The 17579-nt window shown below is 47.6% G+C and carries 12 protein-coding genes, 14 tRNA genes, 2 rRNA genes and 1 pseudogene; 2 read left to right on the top strand and 27 right to left on the bottom strand.

The window, feature by feature from the left end:
- Positions 1-118: 118 nt before the first annotated feature.
- Complete coding sequence (locus tag KNO94_RS08125; protein ID WP_214778770.1) at positions 119-1846, bottom strand: phospho-sugar mutase; 1728 nt, start codon at positions 1844-1846, stop codon at positions 119-121.
- 100 nt (positions 1847-1946) lie between these two features.
- On the opposite strand from KNO94_RS08125, the gene KNO94_RS08120 reads away from it, so the two are divergent.
- The gene (locus KNO94_RS08120; protein WP_214778768.1) at positions 1947-2762 is read left to right on the top strand and encodes a sulfurtransferase; all 816 of its coding nucleotides are present in this window, start codon (positions 1947-1949) and stop codon (positions 2760-2762) included.
- Between the two features lie 15 nt (positions 2763-2777).
- Here the strand turns inward: KNO94_RS08120 and KNO94_RS08115 are convergent, their stop codons facing one another.
- The 4 genes from KNO94_RS08115 to KNO94_RS08100 are packed head-to-tail and all read right to left on the bottom strand — an operon-like array spanning position 2778 to position 8966.
- A complete protein-coding gene (locus KNO94_RS08115; protein ID WP_214778766.1) occupies positions 2778-5210 on the bottom strand; it encodes a glycogen/starch/alpha-glucan phosphorylase in 2433 nt (810 codons plus the stop codon).
- 22 nt (positions 5211-5232) lie between these two features.
- Positions 5233-6666 carry a glycogen synthase GlgA gene (gene glgA / locus KNO94_RS08110; protein ID WP_214778764.1) on the bottom strand — a complete coding sequence of 478 codons (1434 nt, stop codon included), beginning with the start codon at positions 6664-6666 and terminating at the stop codon, positions 5233-5235.
- A 10-nt stretch (positions 6667-6676) separates the two neighbouring features.
- Positions 6677-7879, bottom strand: coding sequence for a glucose-1-phosphate adenylyltransferase subunit GlgD (gene glgD / locus KNO94_RS08105; RefSeq protein WP_353047834.1), 1203 nt, complete (start codon positions 7877-7879; stop codon positions 6677-6679).
- Complete coding sequence (locus tag KNO94_RS08100; protein ID WP_214778761.1) at positions 7812-8966, bottom strand: glucose-1-phosphate adenylyltransferase; 1155 nt, start codon at positions 8964-8966, stop codon at positions 7812-7814. The genes glgD and KNO94_RS08100 overlap by 68 nt, the downstream gene beginning before the upstream one ends.
- A gap of 154 nt (positions 8967-9120) precedes the next feature.
- Between KNO94_RS08100 and KNO94_RS08095 the strand changes: the two genes are divergently transcribed.
- Positions 9121-10908, top strand: a complete 1788-nt coding sequence (locus tag KNO94_RS08095) for a transglycosylase domain-containing protein (RefSeq protein ID WP_214778759.1) — start codon at positions 9121-9123, stop codon at positions 10906-10908.
- 30 nt (positions 10909-10938) lie between these two features.
- On the opposite strand, the gene KNO94_RS08090 is transcribed toward KNO94_RS08095, so the two are convergent.
- From KNO94_RS08090 to KNO94_RS07985, 22 genes and pseudogenes are all read right to left on the bottom strand, one after another.
- Positions 10939-11814 (bottom strand): hypothetical protein, encoded by an 876-nt coding sequence (locus tag KNO94_RS08090; RefSeq protein ID WP_214778758.1) that lies wholly within the window; start codon positions 11812-11814, stop codon positions 10939-10941.
- Complete coding sequence (locus tag KNO94_RS08085) at positions 11811-12368, bottom strand: DUF5366 family protein (protein WP_214739295.1); 558 nt, start codon at positions 12366-12368, stop codon at positions 11811-11813. The genes KNO94_RS08090 and KNO94_RS08085 overlap by 4 nt, the downstream gene beginning before the upstream one ends.
- Positions 12369-12598: 230 nt before the next feature.
- Positions 12599-13072, bottom strand: coding sequence for a tRNA (uridine(34)/cytosine(34)/5-carboxymethylaminomethyluridine(34)-2'-O)-methyltransferase TrmL (gene trmL, locus KNO94_RS08080; RefSeq protein ID WP_015880908.1), 474 nt, complete (start codon positions 13070-13072; stop codon positions 12599-12601).
- A gap of 12 nt (positions 13073-13084) precedes the next feature.
- Positions 13085-13525 (bottom strand): methylated-DNA--[protein]-cysteine S-methyltransferase, encoded by a 441-nt coding sequence (locus KNO94_RS08075; RefSeq protein WP_214778755.1) that lies wholly within the window; start codon positions 13523-13525, stop codon positions 13085-13087.
- Entirely contained in the window at positions 13506-14654 is a 1149-nt protein-coding gene (gene queG, locus KNO94_RS08070; protein ID WP_214778754.1) for a tRNA epoxyqueuosine(34) reductase QueG, read from the bottom strand. Before queG ends, KNO94_RS08075 begins: the two co-directional genes overlap by 20 nt.
- Before the next feature lie 67 nt (positions 14655-14721).
- A tRNA-Gly gene (locus tag KNO94_RS08065) sits at positions 14722-14792 on the bottom strand.
- Positions 14793-14911: 119 nt separating this feature from the next.
- A pseudogene (locus KNO94_RS08060) lies at positions 14912-15894 on the bottom strand (DUF2332 domain-containing protein).
- 192 nt (positions 15895-16086) lie between these two features.
- Positions 16087-16167 (bottom strand) — tRNA-Leu (locus KNO94_RS08055).
- 9 nt (positions 16168-16176) lie between these two features.
- Positions 16177-16250: transfer RNA gene (locus tag KNO94_RS08050), tRNA-Cys, on the bottom strand.
- 9 nt (positions 16251-16259) lie between these two features.
- Positions 16260-16334, bottom strand: a tRNA-Gly gene (locus KNO94_RS08045).
- A 4-nt stretch (positions 16335-16338) separates the two neighbouring features.
- Positions 16339-16413: transfer RNA gene (locus tag KNO94_RS08040), tRNA-Gln, on the bottom strand.
- A 7-nt stretch (positions 16414-16420) separates the two neighbouring features.
- Positions 16421-16496 (bottom strand) — tRNA-His (locus KNO94_RS08035).
- A 16-nt stretch (positions 16497-16512) separates the two neighbouring features.
- Positions 16513-16583 (bottom strand) — tRNA-Trp (locus KNO94_RS08030).
- Between the two features lie 3 nt (positions 16584-16586).
- Positions 16587-16670, bottom strand: a tRNA-Tyr gene (locus tag KNO94_RS08025).
- Between the two features lie 5 nt (positions 16671-16675).
- Positions 16676-16751, bottom strand: a tRNA-Phe gene (locus KNO94_RS08020).
- A 29-nt stretch (positions 16752-16780) separates the two neighbouring features.
- Positions 16781-16856: transfer RNA gene (locus tag KNO94_RS08015), tRNA-Asp, on the bottom strand.
- Positions 16857-16864: 8 nt separating this feature from the next.
- Positions 16865-16938: transfer RNA gene (locus KNO94_RS08010), tRNA-Met, on the bottom strand.
- A gap of 16 nt (positions 16939-16954) precedes the next feature.
- A tRNA-Glu gene (locus KNO94_RS08005) sits at positions 16955-17029 on the bottom strand.
- Between the two features lie 18 nt (positions 17030-17047).
- A tRNA-Ser gene (locus KNO94_RS08000) sits at positions 17048-17138 on the bottom strand.
- Between the two features lie 11 nt (positions 17139-17149).
- A tRNA-Asn gene (locus KNO94_RS07995) sits at positions 17150-17224 on the bottom strand.
- 8 nt (positions 17225-17232) lie between these two features.
- Positions 17233-17349, bottom strand: a 5S ribosomal RNA gene (gene rrf, locus KNO94_RS07990).
- Between the two features lie 95 nt (positions 17350-17444).
- Positions 17445-17579 (bottom strand): 23S ribosomal RNA (locus KNO94_RS07985); the annotation flags it as partial.

The raw sequence follows: 17579 nt of genomic DNA, 5'->3' as shown, positions 1-17579 counted from the left end.
CGCCTTTCCTATAATCCTTATATGATTACACGGTTTTAAACAATATCCTCATCATACTGGCGAGATGTCTTCATGTCAAACAAAAAACATCACCCTATTTCTAGAGTGATGTTCCTCGTCAATCAATCGCTTCCGCTTGCTTCATGACATCTGCTTCAATCGCTTCACGTTTTGCGGTCGTCTTCTCGGCACGATCGGCATGTACGCTGAAGTAAAACTTGATTTTCGGCTCTGTGCCAGATGGACGAAGGCAGAACCACGAGCCATCCGCAAAGACGAACTTCAAGACGTTCGATGAAGGTAACGCGATGGCTTCAGACGTGTCGGTCTGTAGGTCGGTCGCCACTTGCTTCTTATAGTCTTCGAAACGAACGACTTCGTATCCACCGACTTCTTTAGGTGGATTGGCGCGGAACGCCTCCATCATTCGTCCGATTTGTTCGAGTCCGCTCTTCCCTTTTAACGTCATCGACTGGAGGGATTCCTCATAGAACCCATACTTCTCATAGATTGCCTGCAACGCATCATAGAGCGTCCGACCATGCTGTTTATGGTATGCCGCCATCTCCGCTGCGAGTAAGCAAGCCTGAACGGCATCCTTGTCACGACAAAAGTCACCAATCAAGTAGCCATAGCTTTCTTCATATCCGAATAAGAATTCATATTCCCCGGACTCTTCATATTGTTTAATCTTCTCGCCGATGAACTTGAATCCCGTCAACGTATTTTCGAGATGTACGCCGTACGCTTTTGCAATCGCGGCACCGAGTTCAGACGTCACAATTGTCTTAGCAACGAACCCGTTTGATGGGAGGGTCCCCGTCTCGCTCTTTTGTGACAAGATGTATTCCATTAAGAGTGCACCTGTCTGGTTGCCGGTCAAGACGAACCATTCTCCGTCACGTCCGCGCACCGTCAAGCCGACACGGTCCGCATCCGGGTCAGTTGCCATGAGTAAATCAGCCCCGACGCGGTCCCCATATTCCATTGCGAGCTTGAACGCAGCTTTTTCTTCTGGGTTCGGATAGCTGACAGTCGGGAAGGCACCGTCTGGCTCTGCCTGTTCGTCTACAATCGTCACGTGCTCAAATCCATACGTCTTTAATCCTTCCATGACCGGACGACGTCCTGTCCCATGGAGCGGAGAATAGACAATTTTAAGCGGGCTGTCCTGAACGTCACGATGAATCCGAATGGACTGGAGCGCCTCCATATAGGCTTCGTCGACTGATGGGTCGACTGTGACGAGTAGTCCCGTTTGTCGGAGCGCCGCTTCATCTTCAATCTCAATTTTCAACTCGTCTTCAATCGCATTGACGTAACTGACGAGTTCATCCGCTTCCGCTGGCGGAAGTTGTCCACCGTCTGCCCCGTAGACCTTGAACCCGTTATATTCTGGCGGGTTGTGGCTCGCTGTGATCACGATTCCACCGAACGCATTCAAATGACGCACGGCAAACGACAATTCAGGTGTCGCACGTAGACTTGGGAATAAGTATGTCTTGATACCATTCGAGGCAAGCGTCCGTGCCGCCTCTAACGCAAATTCAGGTGAAAAATGACGAGAGTCATGGGCGATGACAACGCCGTGACGTTTCGCCTCTTCCCCCGAAGCAGAGATAAAGTCCGCAAACCCTTGGGATGCTTTTCGAATCGTATAAATGTTCATTCGGTTCGCACCCGGTCCGATTTCTCCACGCATGCCGCCTGTCCCGAACTCCAATGTCTTATAAAACGCATCTTCTAACGTCGTCTCGTTTTGAGAAAGTTCCTCGAGTTCCGCACGCAAATGCGGTTCGAGCCCATCAAATTGATCCCAACGTTCATATGTTTGTTGCCATGTCATGACCAGTTCCCCTTTCACACTTAAAAAATTCAATCGAAGTACTCGCCAATTGCTTCCATCTTGTATACGATGAGAGTAACGAAACCTCGAGGTGATATGAATGTTTCCAACAATGCGTGCCCAAGAATTAAAACAAATCGTGCATACGAACTCGATTCGTTTCATCGATTGCCGATATTCGCTAAACGACGCGTCCTATGGTAAATATGTCTACCGAAAGGGACATCTTCCGAACGCGGTCTTTCTCGATTTGATGGAAGACTTGTCCGGTCCGCTCGGCGAACATGGCGGACGCCATCCGCTTCCCTCGAAAGAAGCATGGACGGCGACACTTCGTCGCATCGGTTTGAAAAAAGAAGACCTCGTCATCATTTATGATGATGGCTTCCCGTTTGCAGCCCGCGCATGGTGGCTCTTTAAATGGGCCGGCCACGAGCGCGTCGTCGTCCTAGAAGGTGGCATTCAATCAGGGATCACCTATTGCGGAGATACCTCGACGGATGTTCCCCATTATCCGGCAAGCGACTATACGCCGGACTTCCAAGACCACATGATTGCGACCCTGGAGGAAGTCAAAGCCGCCACCACTGGTGCGCTTTATGATTCGCGAACCGAAGATCGCTTCAATGGCACACACGAACCGATTGACCAAAAAGCAGGTCACATCCCCAATGCGTTACTTTGTTCCTATGCAGAGGCCATCACCGAACTCGGAACATTAGAAGATTTTCACGACTTGAAGGAACTGTATCAAGATGTTCTCCCTGTCGAAAACCCAATCTTCTATTGTGGTAGCGGTGTAACTGCCTGTGTCAACATTTTGGCGCTCCATGCGCTCGGAAAAGATGATGTCCGACTCTATCCGGGGTCCTATTCTGATTGGATCAGCTATCCAGAAAACGAGGTCCACCCATAATGGGTGGATCGTTTTTTATTTCACGCTCGTCGGTTTGATATTCCAAACCGCGTTGGCATATTCCGTAATGGTACGGTCACTCGAGAAAATCCCTGATTTCGCCGTATTGACGATGGAACTCTCTGCCCAACGCGACGGATCACTGAACACCTCATCGACTCGTCGCTGTGCCCGCATATACGAGACAAAGTCTTTCAAGACGAGGAAGTCATCATTGTAGACGAGGAGAGAATCGAAGATGGATTGGAATTGATATTCGCCCACTTTATCGAACGTTCCGTCGACGAGACCATCGACGACATCTTTGATTTCCTGATGTGCGTGATACATCTCTGCCGCATGATAGCCCCCGAACTTCTTATAGTTCATGACTTCTTGCGGGGATAATCCGAAGATGAAGATGTGATCATCACCAACGGCATCACGAATCTCGATGTTGGCTCCATCTAACGTTCCAATCGTCAAGGCTCCGTTCATCATGAATTTCATGTTTCCGGTACCGGATGCTTCATAGCTCGCAGTCGAGATTTGTTCGCTCAAGTCAGACCCTGGGAAAATCCGTTCGGCCATGGAGACACGATAGTTTTCAAGGAAGATGACTTTAATGAATTGACTTGCCCGCTTGTCCTTGTTGATGAGCGTGGCTAGGGCATTGATATAGCGAATAATCTCTTTCGCATAGTAGTATCCCGGTGCCGCCTTGGCGCCGAAGATAAACGTGCGAGGCACCATCGTAAACGTCGGGTCTGCTTGAATTTTCAAATAAAGCGCATGGATGTGAAGAGCATTCAGCAATTGTCGTTTATAAGCATGCAAGCGTTTGACTTGTACATCAAAGATCGAGTGCGGGTCCACTTTCTCTCCCGTTTCTTCTTGAATGTATGCCGCTAAGTCCAATTTGTTTTGTTGCTTCACGTCCATGACTTTTTCTTGGAAGCTTCGGTCTTTCGAGACATCCATCAACTTCTCCAAGTCGTTCGGATGTTCCACCCATGAGGGACCGATTGCTTCCGTGATGGCATCGGATAGTCTCGGGTTCGACTTCAAGAGCCAGCGGCGGTGAGTGATCCCGTTCGTCTTGTTGTTGAAGCGAAGCGGGAACATCTCATATAAGTAACGCATCTCACGCTGTTTTAAAATATCCGTATGAATTTGCGCTACGCCGTTCGTGGAATGAGAACCGACGACAGCAAGATTGGCCATATTGATCTGCTCGTTTGACACAATTGCAATCTCGCCCATGTGGGGTTCGAGATGCGGATAGTTGACGAGTACGTCTCGACAGAAACGTCGGTTGATTTCTTCGATGATTTGATACACGCGCGGCAAAAGGCGCTGGTACATCTCGACCGGCCATTTCTCTAATGCTTCTGCGAGTAGTGTATGGTTCGTGAACGACATGACACTCTTCGTGATGCGCCATGCTTCGTCCCACCCATATCCATGCTCGTCCATCAAGATGCGCATCAATTCAGGAATCGCGACGACCGGATGCGTGTCGTTGATGTGAATCGCATAATGATCACCTAATTGCTTGAGTGACTTATTCCGTTTCACATAGGAAGCGAGCATCGATTGAATGCCTGCCGATACAAAGAAGTATTGTTGCTTCAAACGTAATACTTTTCCTTCATAGGTCGTATCATCCGGATAGAGAAATTCTGAAATGGTCGCAATCGACTGTTTGTGTTTCAACAGGTCTTTATACGTCCCTTTCGTTTTCTCTAAATACGCCTCATCGTCAAGCGGCGATTCTGCGTTCCAAAGACGTAACGTATTCACGACATCATTTTGATATCCGATAATCGGCATATCATATGGAACGGCAAGAACAACCTCATCCGGGTGATGAACGACGCGCAACCGGTCTCCGATTTGCTTCATCTCGATCCAACCACCGAAATTGATCTCGACCGCCTTATCCTGACGTCTCGTCTCCCACATATTGCCGTCACGGAGCCAGTTATCCGGCAGCTCGACCTGATACCCGTCTACAATTTTTTGTTTGAAGAGTCCATATCGATAGCGGATCCCGTTCCCGTGCCCAGGTAAACTGAGTGCGGCTAAGGAATCCAGGAAACAAGCTGCCAATCGTCCGAGTCCCCCGTTCCCAAGACCCGGTTCAGGTTCCCACTCGGTGATCTCGGTGAAGTCGTATCCGAGGTCTTCAAGCCCTTCTTTAACGAGCTCTAGTACATCTAGACTGAGGAGGTTATTGTATAAAAAACGTCCTAATAAAAATTCAAGAGAGAAATAAATGACTTGCTTACTGTGTTTTTCTTCTTGACGGTCACGCGTGTGAATCCATTTGGGCATGGCCTGCTCGCGTACCATCGTTGCCAATGTTTGATACACTTCCTGCTCTGTCCCATCTTCGATCGATTTCCCATTTAATGCGATGAACCGTTCTTTTAACGCGTCGACAAAGCTCTGTTTATCTGTGAACATAAATCAAGTTAGCTCCTTCCACTCATGCGAATAAATGATATAACTCACGATATTGCTTGGCAGATTGTTTCCAGCTATAGTCCGCGGTCATCGCCTGATGGACGAGGGCATGCCAATTTTCTTTTTCATAATAGACACGAATGGCTTTTTCGATCGTCGCCAACATCTCGTGAGCATTATAGTTTGCAAAGCCGAACCCGGTTCCTTCTTGCGTGAACTCATTATAAGGTTTCACCGTATCCCGTAGTCCACCCGTCTCACGTACGATTGGTAACGTTCCATATCGCATAGAAATCAATTGACTGAGTCCACAAGGCTCAAAACGTGACGGCATTAAAAAGGCATCCGATCCCGCGTAAATCAAGTGGGCGAGTTCGATGTCGAAACCGATATATGACCCGACTTTCCCCGGGTGAGCAGCTGTCATCTCGTGAACGATCCCTTCATATTCCGGTTGTCCCGAACCGAGGAACGCGAACTGGCAAGGAAGCTGTCCAAGTTCTTCACGGACACCGTTGATTAAATCGAGCCCCTTTTGGTCAACGAGTCTGCTGACAAAACCGATGAGCATGACATCGTCTCGCACTTCAAGACCAAGTCGCTCTTGTAATGCCCGCTTGTTGACAACTTTTCCTTCTTTGTAGGTGTCGAGATTATACGTCTCTGCAATCCGTTGATCCGTATTCGGATCGTTTGTCGCCAAATCAATTCCGTTCAAAATACCACGTACGTCGACCGCGCGATGACGCAACGCCCCGTCTAACCCTTCACCGTAATAGGGTTCCATGATTTCGTCGCGATACGACGGGCTGACGGTCGTGATTTGATCGGAATGGACGATGCCGGCTTTCATGTAATTGACGAGACCGTTATGTTGAATTCCTTCAGCCGTGAAATGTTCAGGACCGAACTGTAGCAATTCTCCAAGAATCTCTTCTGGAAAGATTCCTTGGTATTGCAGGTTATGGATGGTATACACAGTGCGAATGCGTTGATACGCTTCAATATGTTGATAATGAATTCGTAAGAAGGCCGGTAAAATACCTGTCTGCCAGTCATGACAATGCAGGACATCAGGCACTTCTTCCATTTTTCCAATCATCTCGAGTACGGCACGTGAGAAGAAAGCGAAACGTTCGGCATCATCAAAGTGTCCGTATAAGACCCCGTCACGTTTAAAGTAATATTCGTTATCGATGAAATAATACGTAATGCCATCACGCTCTAATTTAAGAACCGCACCGAATTGTTTACGCCAACCGACTGGAACAATGAGGTCGAATAAATATTCCATCTCGTCCACGTACTCTTTAGCGATCGATCCGTATTTCGGCATGACGACACTGACTTCTTCTCCTAGGTTCGCCACCGCTTGGGGGAGCGAACCGACAACGTCGGCTAGCCCCCCCGTTTTCATAAACGGTGCCGCTTCTGAAGCAACATACCAAATTTTCATAAAATCCTCCTCACACTACTGTTCGTTTCGCGATAACAATCGGTTCGTCGATTGTGCCTCGAATGACTTGTCCTCGTTTTACCACGACTTCTTTATCCAAAATCGCATTCTCGACGACAGCCCCTTCTTCAATGATTGACTTCGACGAAATGATCGAGTTTTTCACACGTGCATGTTTACTGACTTGAACACCACGGAAAAGAATACTATTTTGAACTTCACCATGAATCTTACACCCGTTCGCCACGAGCGCTTCGTTTACTTTTGAACCTTTCAAGTAACGAGTCGGTGGCTCATGTTTGATTTTCGTATAGATATGTGGGAAGTCATAGATGATACCTTCGCCACGGAGTAATCGCATACTCTCGTTATAATAAGAAAGTACTGAATGGATGACCTGCATTTTCCCGACATAGTGATAGCCATGGACGTGAAGACGATGGAGTTGCGGACGAATGACGCCGTCTAATAAATCATACTCACCTTTCGAAGTCGCTTCATCGACGAGACGCATAAAGAGGTTTTTCGACATGATGATGGTTTCCGTATAGGTATATTCATCATCCGGTGAGAAACCTCGCTCGGAGATTCCGACGACGCGATCGTTCTCACCAAGACGAATCGGACGGCAGTAGCCACATTTCTGTTCATGTGTCGTATAGGCAAGCGTGATGTCCGCGCCCATCGATTTATGATGTTCAAGCATATCGTTATAATCGACGGTCGTCAGTACGTTCGAACCTGTGATGACCACATACGGCTGCTTGCTGCGGATAAAGTGTTCACGGTGCATCGAGAAGTTGGCCAAGTCGCCAAGGTACGCTTCTCCGTCAGGCTTCAGCGCTGGTGGGAAGATGTGAAGTCCACCTTGTGAGCGGTCTAAGTCCCACTCTTTCCCCGAGCCGAGGTGGTCCATCAAAGAACGATACTTGTCTAACGTAAAGATCCCGACTTGACTGATGTTTTGTGTAATCATATTCGTCAATGTAAAGTCAATCAGACGATATCGTCCCGAGAATGGGACTGACGCCAAATTGCGATGTCTTGTGAATTCTGGGAATAATCCTTGTTCCGTGCCTAAGTTAATGACCCCTAATAAATCGTTCGTCAACAGTAACGCCTCCTTGCGTGTCTCTTTACTCGTATCAAACTCGTTGTTTGAAGACGGTGCCGCTTTCAATGTTTTCGTGTGGTTCAATAACAACGATTTCACCACCCGGCTCACCGACTGTCGCGCCGTCTTCGATGACTGCACAGCTTGCGACAATGGCTCTGTGAATTGTTACATCCTTCCCGATTCTGGCTCCCGGCATGATGACCGAGTCTTTGACGAGCGATCCTTCTCCGACACGTACGTCATAGAATAAGACCGAATGTTGGACTTCCCCTTCGATATGACACCCTTCGTTGATGACGGACTGCTCGACACAGGCATCTTTCCCGATATACTGAGGCGTCTGATTTGGGTTGACCGAATAGATTTTCCATTCCGGGTCATACAAATCGAACGGCGGCTCTTCTTCCAAGAGATCCATATTCGCTTCCCAGAGCGATTGAATGGTTCCGACGTCTTTCCAGTAGCCTTTAAATTTATAGGCGAAGACGTCAAGACCTTGAAGTAGTGTATTTGGAATGATATTTTTCCCGAAGTCAAAGCTCGATGTTTCATCTTCAGCATCTTTGATTAAATGTTCGCGTAAGACACTCCAGTTGAAGATGTAGATCCCCATCGAGGCCAAGTTGCTCTTCGGCTCTTCAGGCTTCTCTTCAAACTCGTTGATGCGAAGGTCATCCGCTGTGTTTAAAATCCCGAAACGTGACGCTTCATCCCAAGGTACTTCCATGACCGAAATGGTTACGTCGGCCTGCTTCTCTTTATGGGCTTCGAGCATCTTCTCGTAGTCCATTTTGTAAATGTGGTCTCCCGATAAAATTAATACGTAATCCGGGTCGTAATCGTCGATATAGCTCAAGTTACGATAGATTGCATTCGCCGTTCCTTCATACCAATTTTTCCCCGACTGTGCTTGATAAGGTGGGAGAATTGCTAATCCCCCGTTGCGACGATCTAAATCCCACGCCGTCCCGATTCCTAAGTAACGATTTAATTCAAGTGGCTCGTATTGCGTCAATACCCCGACTGTTGTAATTCCCGAGTTTGTGCAGTTTGACAATGGGAAATCGATAATGCGGTACTTTCCGCCGAAATGAACGGCCGGTTTCGCCGTTTTTCGCGTGAGAGGCCCCAATCGTTTTCCTTCTCCTCCCGCAAGGAGCATCGCAACCATTTCTTGCTTCATAAATAATAAGCCTCCTCAAAATCGTAATATACAACCTCTTTTACCCTTTTTCGCTCTTTCCTAAAGTATTCCTTCTCGAATTATTATATGATAACGTTTACATTTTTATTTTTTTGTAAATCGGACGATATAATGTATAGAGAGAGGTGAAAAGATGAGAGCTTGGATTGGAACCCTATTTTTTGCAGGACTTTTAGCCGCTTCCTTGTCGCTTGCGACAGCATTGAAAGAAGAAATCAATCAGGCAGATGAAATTCTCTCCTGGGGACAAGAGCTGGTATCGGCACAACCACTCTCGTCAAAGCATGCCATCACACTCGCATACAACGGTGGAGAACAGCAGATCTACTTGGCTGGCCGCAGAAATGACGTGTCTCCGAAAGCGTTACCCGAACATATTCAAGATGCGATCACGACCATCGAGGACCGCAAATTTAATGCCCATCCCGGTTATGATTTGAGCGGGATTGCCCGAGCATTTATCAATAACGCGAACGAGACATCTGTCCAAGGTGGGAGTACAATCACGCAACAGCTGGCACGGAACGTGTATCTCACACATGAACGGACATATGAACGCAAAGTGAAAGAGTTATTGCTTGCGCGAGCGCTAGAAGAAAATTATAGCAAGAAAGAAATTTTGACAGCTTATAGCAACGTTATTTTTTTTGGACATAATGTATATGGCATTCAATCTGCAGCCGATACATACTTTTCAAGACCGCTCGACGACTTGAATTGGAATCAACTCGCTTACTTGTTGACGGTGCCGAATAACCCGTCACTTTATGATCCGCTCAATCCCTCCGACGCCTTTTTCGAGCGGAAGGACCGCATTTTGACGCAACTGTTTGAAGCGGGTGTTCTCTCGAAGAGTGCCTACGATCAGTATCATGGCGTCAAGCTACAAGCGTCGTTTCGCAGTCAATCGATTCAATATCCGGATTATATGGATACGGCTGTCCGCGAGGCCATTCAATTGGTTCGCTCACGATATGATTTAGATGACACTGAAGCAAGAGATTACTTATCCACCCACGAAGCGACGATTGAGACCTATTTGTCGACGGGGAAACAAAACCAAGCCAAACGTGTGATGAGTCAACTACCTCCTGGTGTAAACGGTGGCTATACGGAACTGACACCTCAAGGAAGGATTGTGGCGATGGTTGATTCGGAAATGACTCAAGTCGGGGAGTTCAACCGCGCGACTCAAGCGTATCGTCAACCGGGATCTGCCATCAAACCTGTCCTCGTGTTCGCACCATTCATCGAAGAGACGGGTGCGACGCTTGAAACGGTACTCGATGGCCGTCCGACCTGTTACGGGTCCTACTGTCCAGGAAATAGTCACGACCGCGTGTTAGGCGATGTCTTATTGAAAGATGCCGTCGCTTACTCGTATAACACCCCTGCTCTCGCCGCCTTCTCAGCCATTGATCAAGAGCGTGCCTACAAAACAGCAGACATGATGTTTAGTCAATGGGATGAAAAAGATGAGAATTTAGCGAGTGCCCTCGGTGGTCTTACGCAAGGGGTCTCCCCAAAAGAACTAGCGGCCGCCTACACGCCATTCTTAAACAAAGGTGTCTATACATCTGGGCATACGATTAAACAAATCACCTTTAAATCGGGTGAGCCGACATTGACGCCAAAATTAACGGAAGAACCTATTTGGTCATCGGATACCGTGAACGTAATGAAGAAGGCATTATCGACCGTCACGACTTACGGAACGGGACGATATGCGAATCGAGTGAAAGCGGATTATGAATATCTCGGAGGCAAGACTGGTACGACGAACGACAACAAAGACATGTGGTACGTTGGACTAACCAACCGTACCATCACCGCCATCTGGCTAGGTGCCGACACGCCACGTCCCTTCCCAGATCTCGCTAACCGTGCGTATCCAGCGATTGTCTGGACGGAAGCACATTAAAAGAGTCAGCCTTCATCGGCTGACTCTTTCTTATTTCTTGCGCGCGATTTGTAGTCGATATGTGCCCCAATGTGTCTTAAGTTCGTCTGACTGGATGAGTTTCCAAGGATTGAAACGAACTTGACCATGTTTATTGAAGTAGAGATCCTCACGCACACAGTAACAAGCATGAACCAGTTGCCCCTGTGTATTCCAAAACGTCATGACGTCTCCTGCTGTTGGACGATGATCCTCTACCGAGTCATATCCACTTAATTTTAACGTTTGTAAAAACGTCTCTGGATGAATCCACTGGTGAACCATCTCTTCATTTCCTGTGATCGCAAACAGTGTCGCCGCAAGACAGTTACTTCCGTCCTTGATTGGAAACCGATTTACATATCCCTTAAGATGCGAAGCGATCGAGTCATCATAGGTTTCCCCTTCCCATGTGTCCCACTCCTTCGCATAGTCGAGTAGAAGCGAATATCGCATCTCCATTTTGAGCGCATTCCAATTTGCGTGATGCAAGACGAGGAAATGTGCCCCATCCTTCTCCACGATTGCGTCATCTGACCAATTCGTCGTCTGTGTAACGCTGATTGGTAAAATGAGACCGCGATGGGTCGTCACTTGGTATTCCAACAGACGTTTTCTAACTTGGTCTTGTAATTCATGTAAAAATGGAGAAAACGCATGCACAATATATGTAACCTCTTGCCCCATCTGCCAGGTCACATACGGATTCGTGATGTCGGGCCGTCGGTACAGCGGATGATGAAAGAATTCCTGTCTCGGAATCACGAGACAAGAACTCGGTAAACTTTCAAGAAATGACGAATCAATCCAATACAAGGTCTCTTCCGGAACAAATGTATGAGACCAGGCTTCTAACACGTCAATCGTCGGTTCAAAAGCATACATCATAAGATGATATCTCCGACAGAGTTAAACAAGCGAAGGATCGACCAACCTAATCCGCTGATTAACGTCGCCCACATGACGGCCTGCATAAGCAACAAGCCGATGGCGCGTGGGACAGACATCGATTGGCTCACTTGCCAGACGTAGTAAAAGAGATACATCAAGAGCGTACCGACGAGGACGGCAAGGACGGCGAGTAAGGTGTTCAAAAAGAGAAAACTGATCCCCGATCCGATTAGGAAAATGATGGCCCCGGGCTTCAATCGATGAAGCGATGTCCCGTTCGTTTCGCGCGCAAAAAAGGCGAAGCCGAGTTGATTGAACGTATCGGCGACCAATTTAAAAGCGCTAAACAGCATAAAGAAAACCGTGAAGAATACGACGAGCACAAGCACTTTCGTTTCTTGCACAGATAAGAGTTCGATAATTTCACTATATACACCAATTTGATTCAGCCATTGGATCACGTACTCGGATGTCGCAATCGCTAGCGACATGGAAAACAAAATAATTCCGATGAGCGGGGCATAGCTTAATAAATACACATTCGTTTTCATGTTCCTTCTCCAATTTCACAGTAATTTCTTATATTCAGTGCAATTCACCTACCAAGTATATTATACTATTTATAGTTATGGAGAATAAAAGGGGGATTTTTGGATGGGCCTATTATTGATGGTTGGAATCAGCGTCGTCTTCCTCTCAGCAATTTTGACAGCTGGATATAACCGTAAACCTGAGGGTAACGAATAAGAGCCGGGATTCTAACGAATCCGGCTCTTTTTTTTTATTTCAATCCTGCATATCCTTGTTGGCGAAGCGCTTCATAGACAATGATGGCTGCCGTATTGGATACGTTCAATGAACGGACGAGATTCGATTGTGGTAGGCGGATACAGCGGTCCAAGTTGTTCTCGATGACTTCCATCGGCAATCCTTTCGTTTCACGACCAAAGACGAAGAAATAGTCACCGTCCACATCTGAAACGTCTAAATCACTCGGGTACTGCTCCCCGTACTTCGTGATGTAGAAGAACTGTCCGTCCGGATGTTTCTCCCATAGCTCTTCTAACGAGTCATGATAGCGTACATCGACAAATTGCCAATAGTCGAGACCGGCACGCTTCAACATTTTATCATCCGTCGAGAACCCTAGCGGACGGATCAAATGAAGGACCGAGTTCGTCGCCGCACACGTCCGTGAGACGTTCCCTGTATTTGCTGGTATTTCTGGTTGAAACATTACGACATGAATCGCCATGATTGATTTCCCTCACTTTTTCATTTCAAATTCTAGAAGGCGTTGTTTTTCGGACAACCCTCCCGCAAAACCGACAAGTTTTCCACTGCTTCCAATGACACGGTGACACGGAAACAGAATCGGCAACGGATTTCGATTGAGCGCCTGACCGACGGCGCGAACGGCTTTCGGTCGACCGATTTGTTCAGCGATTTGTTTATACGTGCGTGTCTCACCATATGGAATGGTCAAGAGCGCATCCCAGACGTCCTGTTGAAACGGTGTCCCGTTCATTTCGACGTAGGCACGATCTGCTTCATGGAATCCATTCTGCTCAACTCGCACCATGAGATCTCGCAACCACTCAGGTGCTTCTTCTGTCGGTTCATGTGGTGTGAACTCAAGAGCCGTCAGTTTGCCTGCTGCGTTTAATTCATACGCTAACGGTCCCCATTTAGACGACACGATCTTCATGTGCCCACTCCTCTCGATAGATACGAATCTCTTCATGAACCATATCAGACGTTTCATTTCGTTCAATCTCTTCAAACATCGAATCGGCATCAGGTCCAAGAATGGCACCGATTGCCCAAACAGCCGTTGCGCGCATGTCTTCTCGTTCATCCTGTTTGATGAATTCTCGTAAGATTGGAATTGCTGAAGGTTCACGGTAGTGCGCGAGTGCTAAAATCGCATTTCGTTGAATCGGTTTCTTCCCACGCCATGCGCCCGACAAGTGTCCAAACTTTTGTTTGAACTCTCGATTGCTCAATGTCAAAAGTGGCTCTAAGAGCGGTTTGACAATCTCAGCTTCCGGCAACAGTTCTTCGTGGTGACGCCAATCCTTTTTGCGATTATATGGACAGACTTGCTGACACGTATCGCATCCATATAGTCGTCCACCAAGTTTTGAACGAAACTCTCGTGGCATCAACGTCTTCATCTGCGTGAGATAAGCGATACAGCGCTTCGCGTCGAGGACACCAGGTTCAACGAGTGCCGTCGTCGGACAGGCCGTCATACATTTATCACAGTCGCCACACCCATCTTCAATCGCTTCATCCGGCGGCAAGTAAACATCTAAAATCATTTCGCCTAAATAAAGATAGGATCCTTTTTCAGGTGAGATGATCGAACAGTTTTTCCCGCTAAAGCCGATCCCGGCACGTTCAGCGACGGCCCGGTCGACGAGCTCACCCGTGTCGACCATCGAGCGCGTTCGGACGCCTGGAACCAATTCTTCAATGTACGATTGAAGCTTCTCTAATCGATTACCGACGGCGCGGTGATAATCCAGTCCCCATGAGGCACGAGCAAATAGTCCTCGTCTCTCGCCAGCGACACTACGTGGTGCGTCCTTCAACTTACTTGGATAGGCAATGGCGATCGCAATGATCGACTGGGCTTCTTCAAGTAAGAGTTCCGGGTTCGTACGTTTCTCTAAGTCGGGCTCTTCAAACCCAGAGGCAAACCCTTTCTCTTGTTGCCGAATAAGTCGCTGTTTCATGACGATGAACGGATCAGCCGTCGTCACTTTCAACTCATCAATCCCAATGGTCTCGGCGTACTCGATGATTTGTTGCTTTAATGTGTACGAGTCCATTCCGTTCACCTCCTCTATATATTTTCGCATACAAAAAATCTCTCCGCCACTCGGCAGAGAGATGTGAAGCGGGTGAAGAGAATCGAACTCTCGTCATCAGCTTGGAAGGCTGAGGTTTTACCATTAAACTACACCCGCATGAAATATTGTTGTCGTTCAAGCGACTATAGTTAATATACACCTATACTATTAAACTGTCAACAAGTATTCGTAAGTTTTTCTAAAATCATTAGAAATAATATCTTGGTATACCTTAATCATTCAAATGAACCTTGATGAAACAAGGAATCGAGTGGTGTCATGATTTGAAATTGACGGCCATGTCCCTCCGTTTCTGCATACGTCACCGCTGTGAGTTGACCATCCAGATACAAATCGACGTGTAGATAACGATCTTGAACATTGTTATAGATATGGAAGACGTCTCGTGATTGTCCAATTCGCTCGACTTGCCTCAAGAGTTCTTCGTTAATGGGACGTGACATCTGATTCGCAACGTGTGTATGGAAGATACATAGCGTCTCTGTCTCCGGCACACGTGATACAAGTTCTTGTAGCATCGTCACGCCATCCCCTTCAATGAGCGTCACCGTATTAAAATCGACTTCATTCATGGCAGCCTCGAGCAGTTGCCGCCGTGTCTCATGTTCTGGCCAAATTAACGCATTCAACCACGACCGCTCTGCTTCATCTGTCAAATCTACAATGTTCAAGTCGACACCAAGACGCGTTCCGATGTCTAGTGACGTCGTAGCCTCGAGATGGAGTGGTTCGTTCGATTCGACGGTCGCTGAGATGTTTACTGATGAGGCGTTTATCCGATTGAATGGGACACCATTATACTCATAAGCGTACTGATCAACAAATAGTTGAAGTCCTGCACTCGTTCCGATTTCAAGCAGTCCGAGTGGTCGCTTCGTCTGTTGTTGAATCTTCGAAAAGATCGGATACAAGTAGGCGCATCGTTGAACCTCGTTCGTTTGCACACGACGGGTCTCAATCGATGACGGATTTCACTTTCGTATGTATGGCAAAATGCTAAAAAAGAGGGAAATACATCTTCAGCCTGTTTTGGAGATTGTGTCACGCTAGGATAATAGGTGGCCAACTCATCAGCAGAGTGTTGAAGTACCAGCTCATGAACGGCGGCAAACAATAGATTTGGAGCAGGTTGTCCCTTTGGTATATCTTCACACAAAGATAAGAGCCATTCATGCTGGGCCACTTCTCGAGCCAGCACTTCGTATAAGCGACTCGATCCGACACATTCGTTGTCAGCAAATCGGATGAAACGATTTGATTGTTCTGTATATTGAATAACATCCACCTCGTTTCTTCTTGTTAAAACATTCGAGCTGAATGAATGTCCTTCCTTCTCAAAAAAGGATAGAGAACACAAAAAAGACCCTAACCTCAGTTAGAGTCATACGGATACCGGTGGTCGGAGTCGAACCGACACTCCAGAGGAACACGATTTTGAGTCGTGCGCGTCTACCAATTCCGCCACACCGGCATATTATGTTGGAGGCGCCAGTCGGAATCGAACCGACGATAAAGGAGTTGCAGTCCTCTGCCTTACCACTTGGCTATGGCGCCAAAAGTCATTGGAGCGGAAGACGGGATTCGAACCCGCGACCCCGACCTTGGCAAGGTCGTATTCTACCACTGAACTACTTCCGCAAAATGGCTGGGCTGGAAGGGATCGAACCTTCGCATGTCGGAATCAAAATCCGATGCCTTACCACTTGGCTACAGCCCAATAATAATGGGGCGACTGAAGGGAATTGAACCCTCGAATGCCGGAATCACAATCCGGTGCGTTAACCACTTCGCCACAATCGCCATGATGAAATTAAAACAGGGGCAGCAGGAATCGAACCCGCGCTGACGGTTTTGGAGACCGTAGTTCTACCGCTAAACTATGCCCCTAAGTGGTGGGGGGGGGCGGATTCGAACCGCCGAACCCGAGGGAGCGGATTTACAGTCCGCCGCGTTTAGCCACTTCGCTACCCCCCCACATATGGTGGCTTTGGACGGAATCGAACCGCCGACACAAGGATTTTCAGTCCTTTGCTCTACCAACTGAGCTACAAAGCCATATGTAGTATATTGATTTAAAATAAAAATGGCGGTCTCGACGGGATTCGAACCCGCGATCTTCTGCGTGACAGGCAGACATGTTAACCCCTACACCACGAGACCGGACTTAATTGCGGGGGCTGGATTTGAACCAACGACCTTCGGGTTATGAGCCCGACGAGCTACCAGACTGCTCCACCCCGCGACGATATAAAATTAAATGGTGACCCGTACGGGATTCGAACCCGTGTTACCGCCGTGAAAGGGCGGTGTCTTAACCGCTTGACCAACGGGCCATTACATATTTGAAAAACTGGCGGAGAGCAAGGGATTCGAACCCTTGAGACGGTTTTGCCGCCTACACGAATTCCAATCGTGCTCCTTCGGCCACTCGGACAGCTCTCCAAAAGAGAAAGTGGCTCCGCAAGTAGGATTTGAACCTACGACCTACCGGTTAACAGCCGGTTGCTCTACCACTGAGCTATTGCGGAACGATCTTGCCTGGCAACGTCCTATCCTCACAGGGGGAGATCCCCCAACTACTTTCGGCGCTGAGACGCTTAACTTCCGTGTTCGGCATGGGAACGGGTGTGGCCGTCTCGCTATCGCCACCAGACAAGTATTATATTAACATTATTTATCGATAATGTCAATATGTTTTTTGAGATTGTTCTCTCAAAACTGAGGATTCATCAACACAAACCATTAGACTAGATCAAAGCCTCGACCGATTAGTATCATTCAGCTCCACGTGTCGCCACGCTTCCACCCATGACCTATCTACCTCATCGTCTCTGAGGGGTCTTTCTTGATTGCTCAAAGGGAAATCTCATCTCGGAGGGGGCT

It is taken from the genome of Exiguobacterium sp. s22 (genome assembly GCF_018617455.1).
Classification (GTDB): domain Bacteria; phylum Bacillota; class Bacilli; order Exiguobacteriales; family Exiguobacteriaceae; genus Exiguobacterium.
Note: the sequence above shows the minus strand (reverse complement) of the source record. Positions and strands in the feature narration are given on the sequence as shown.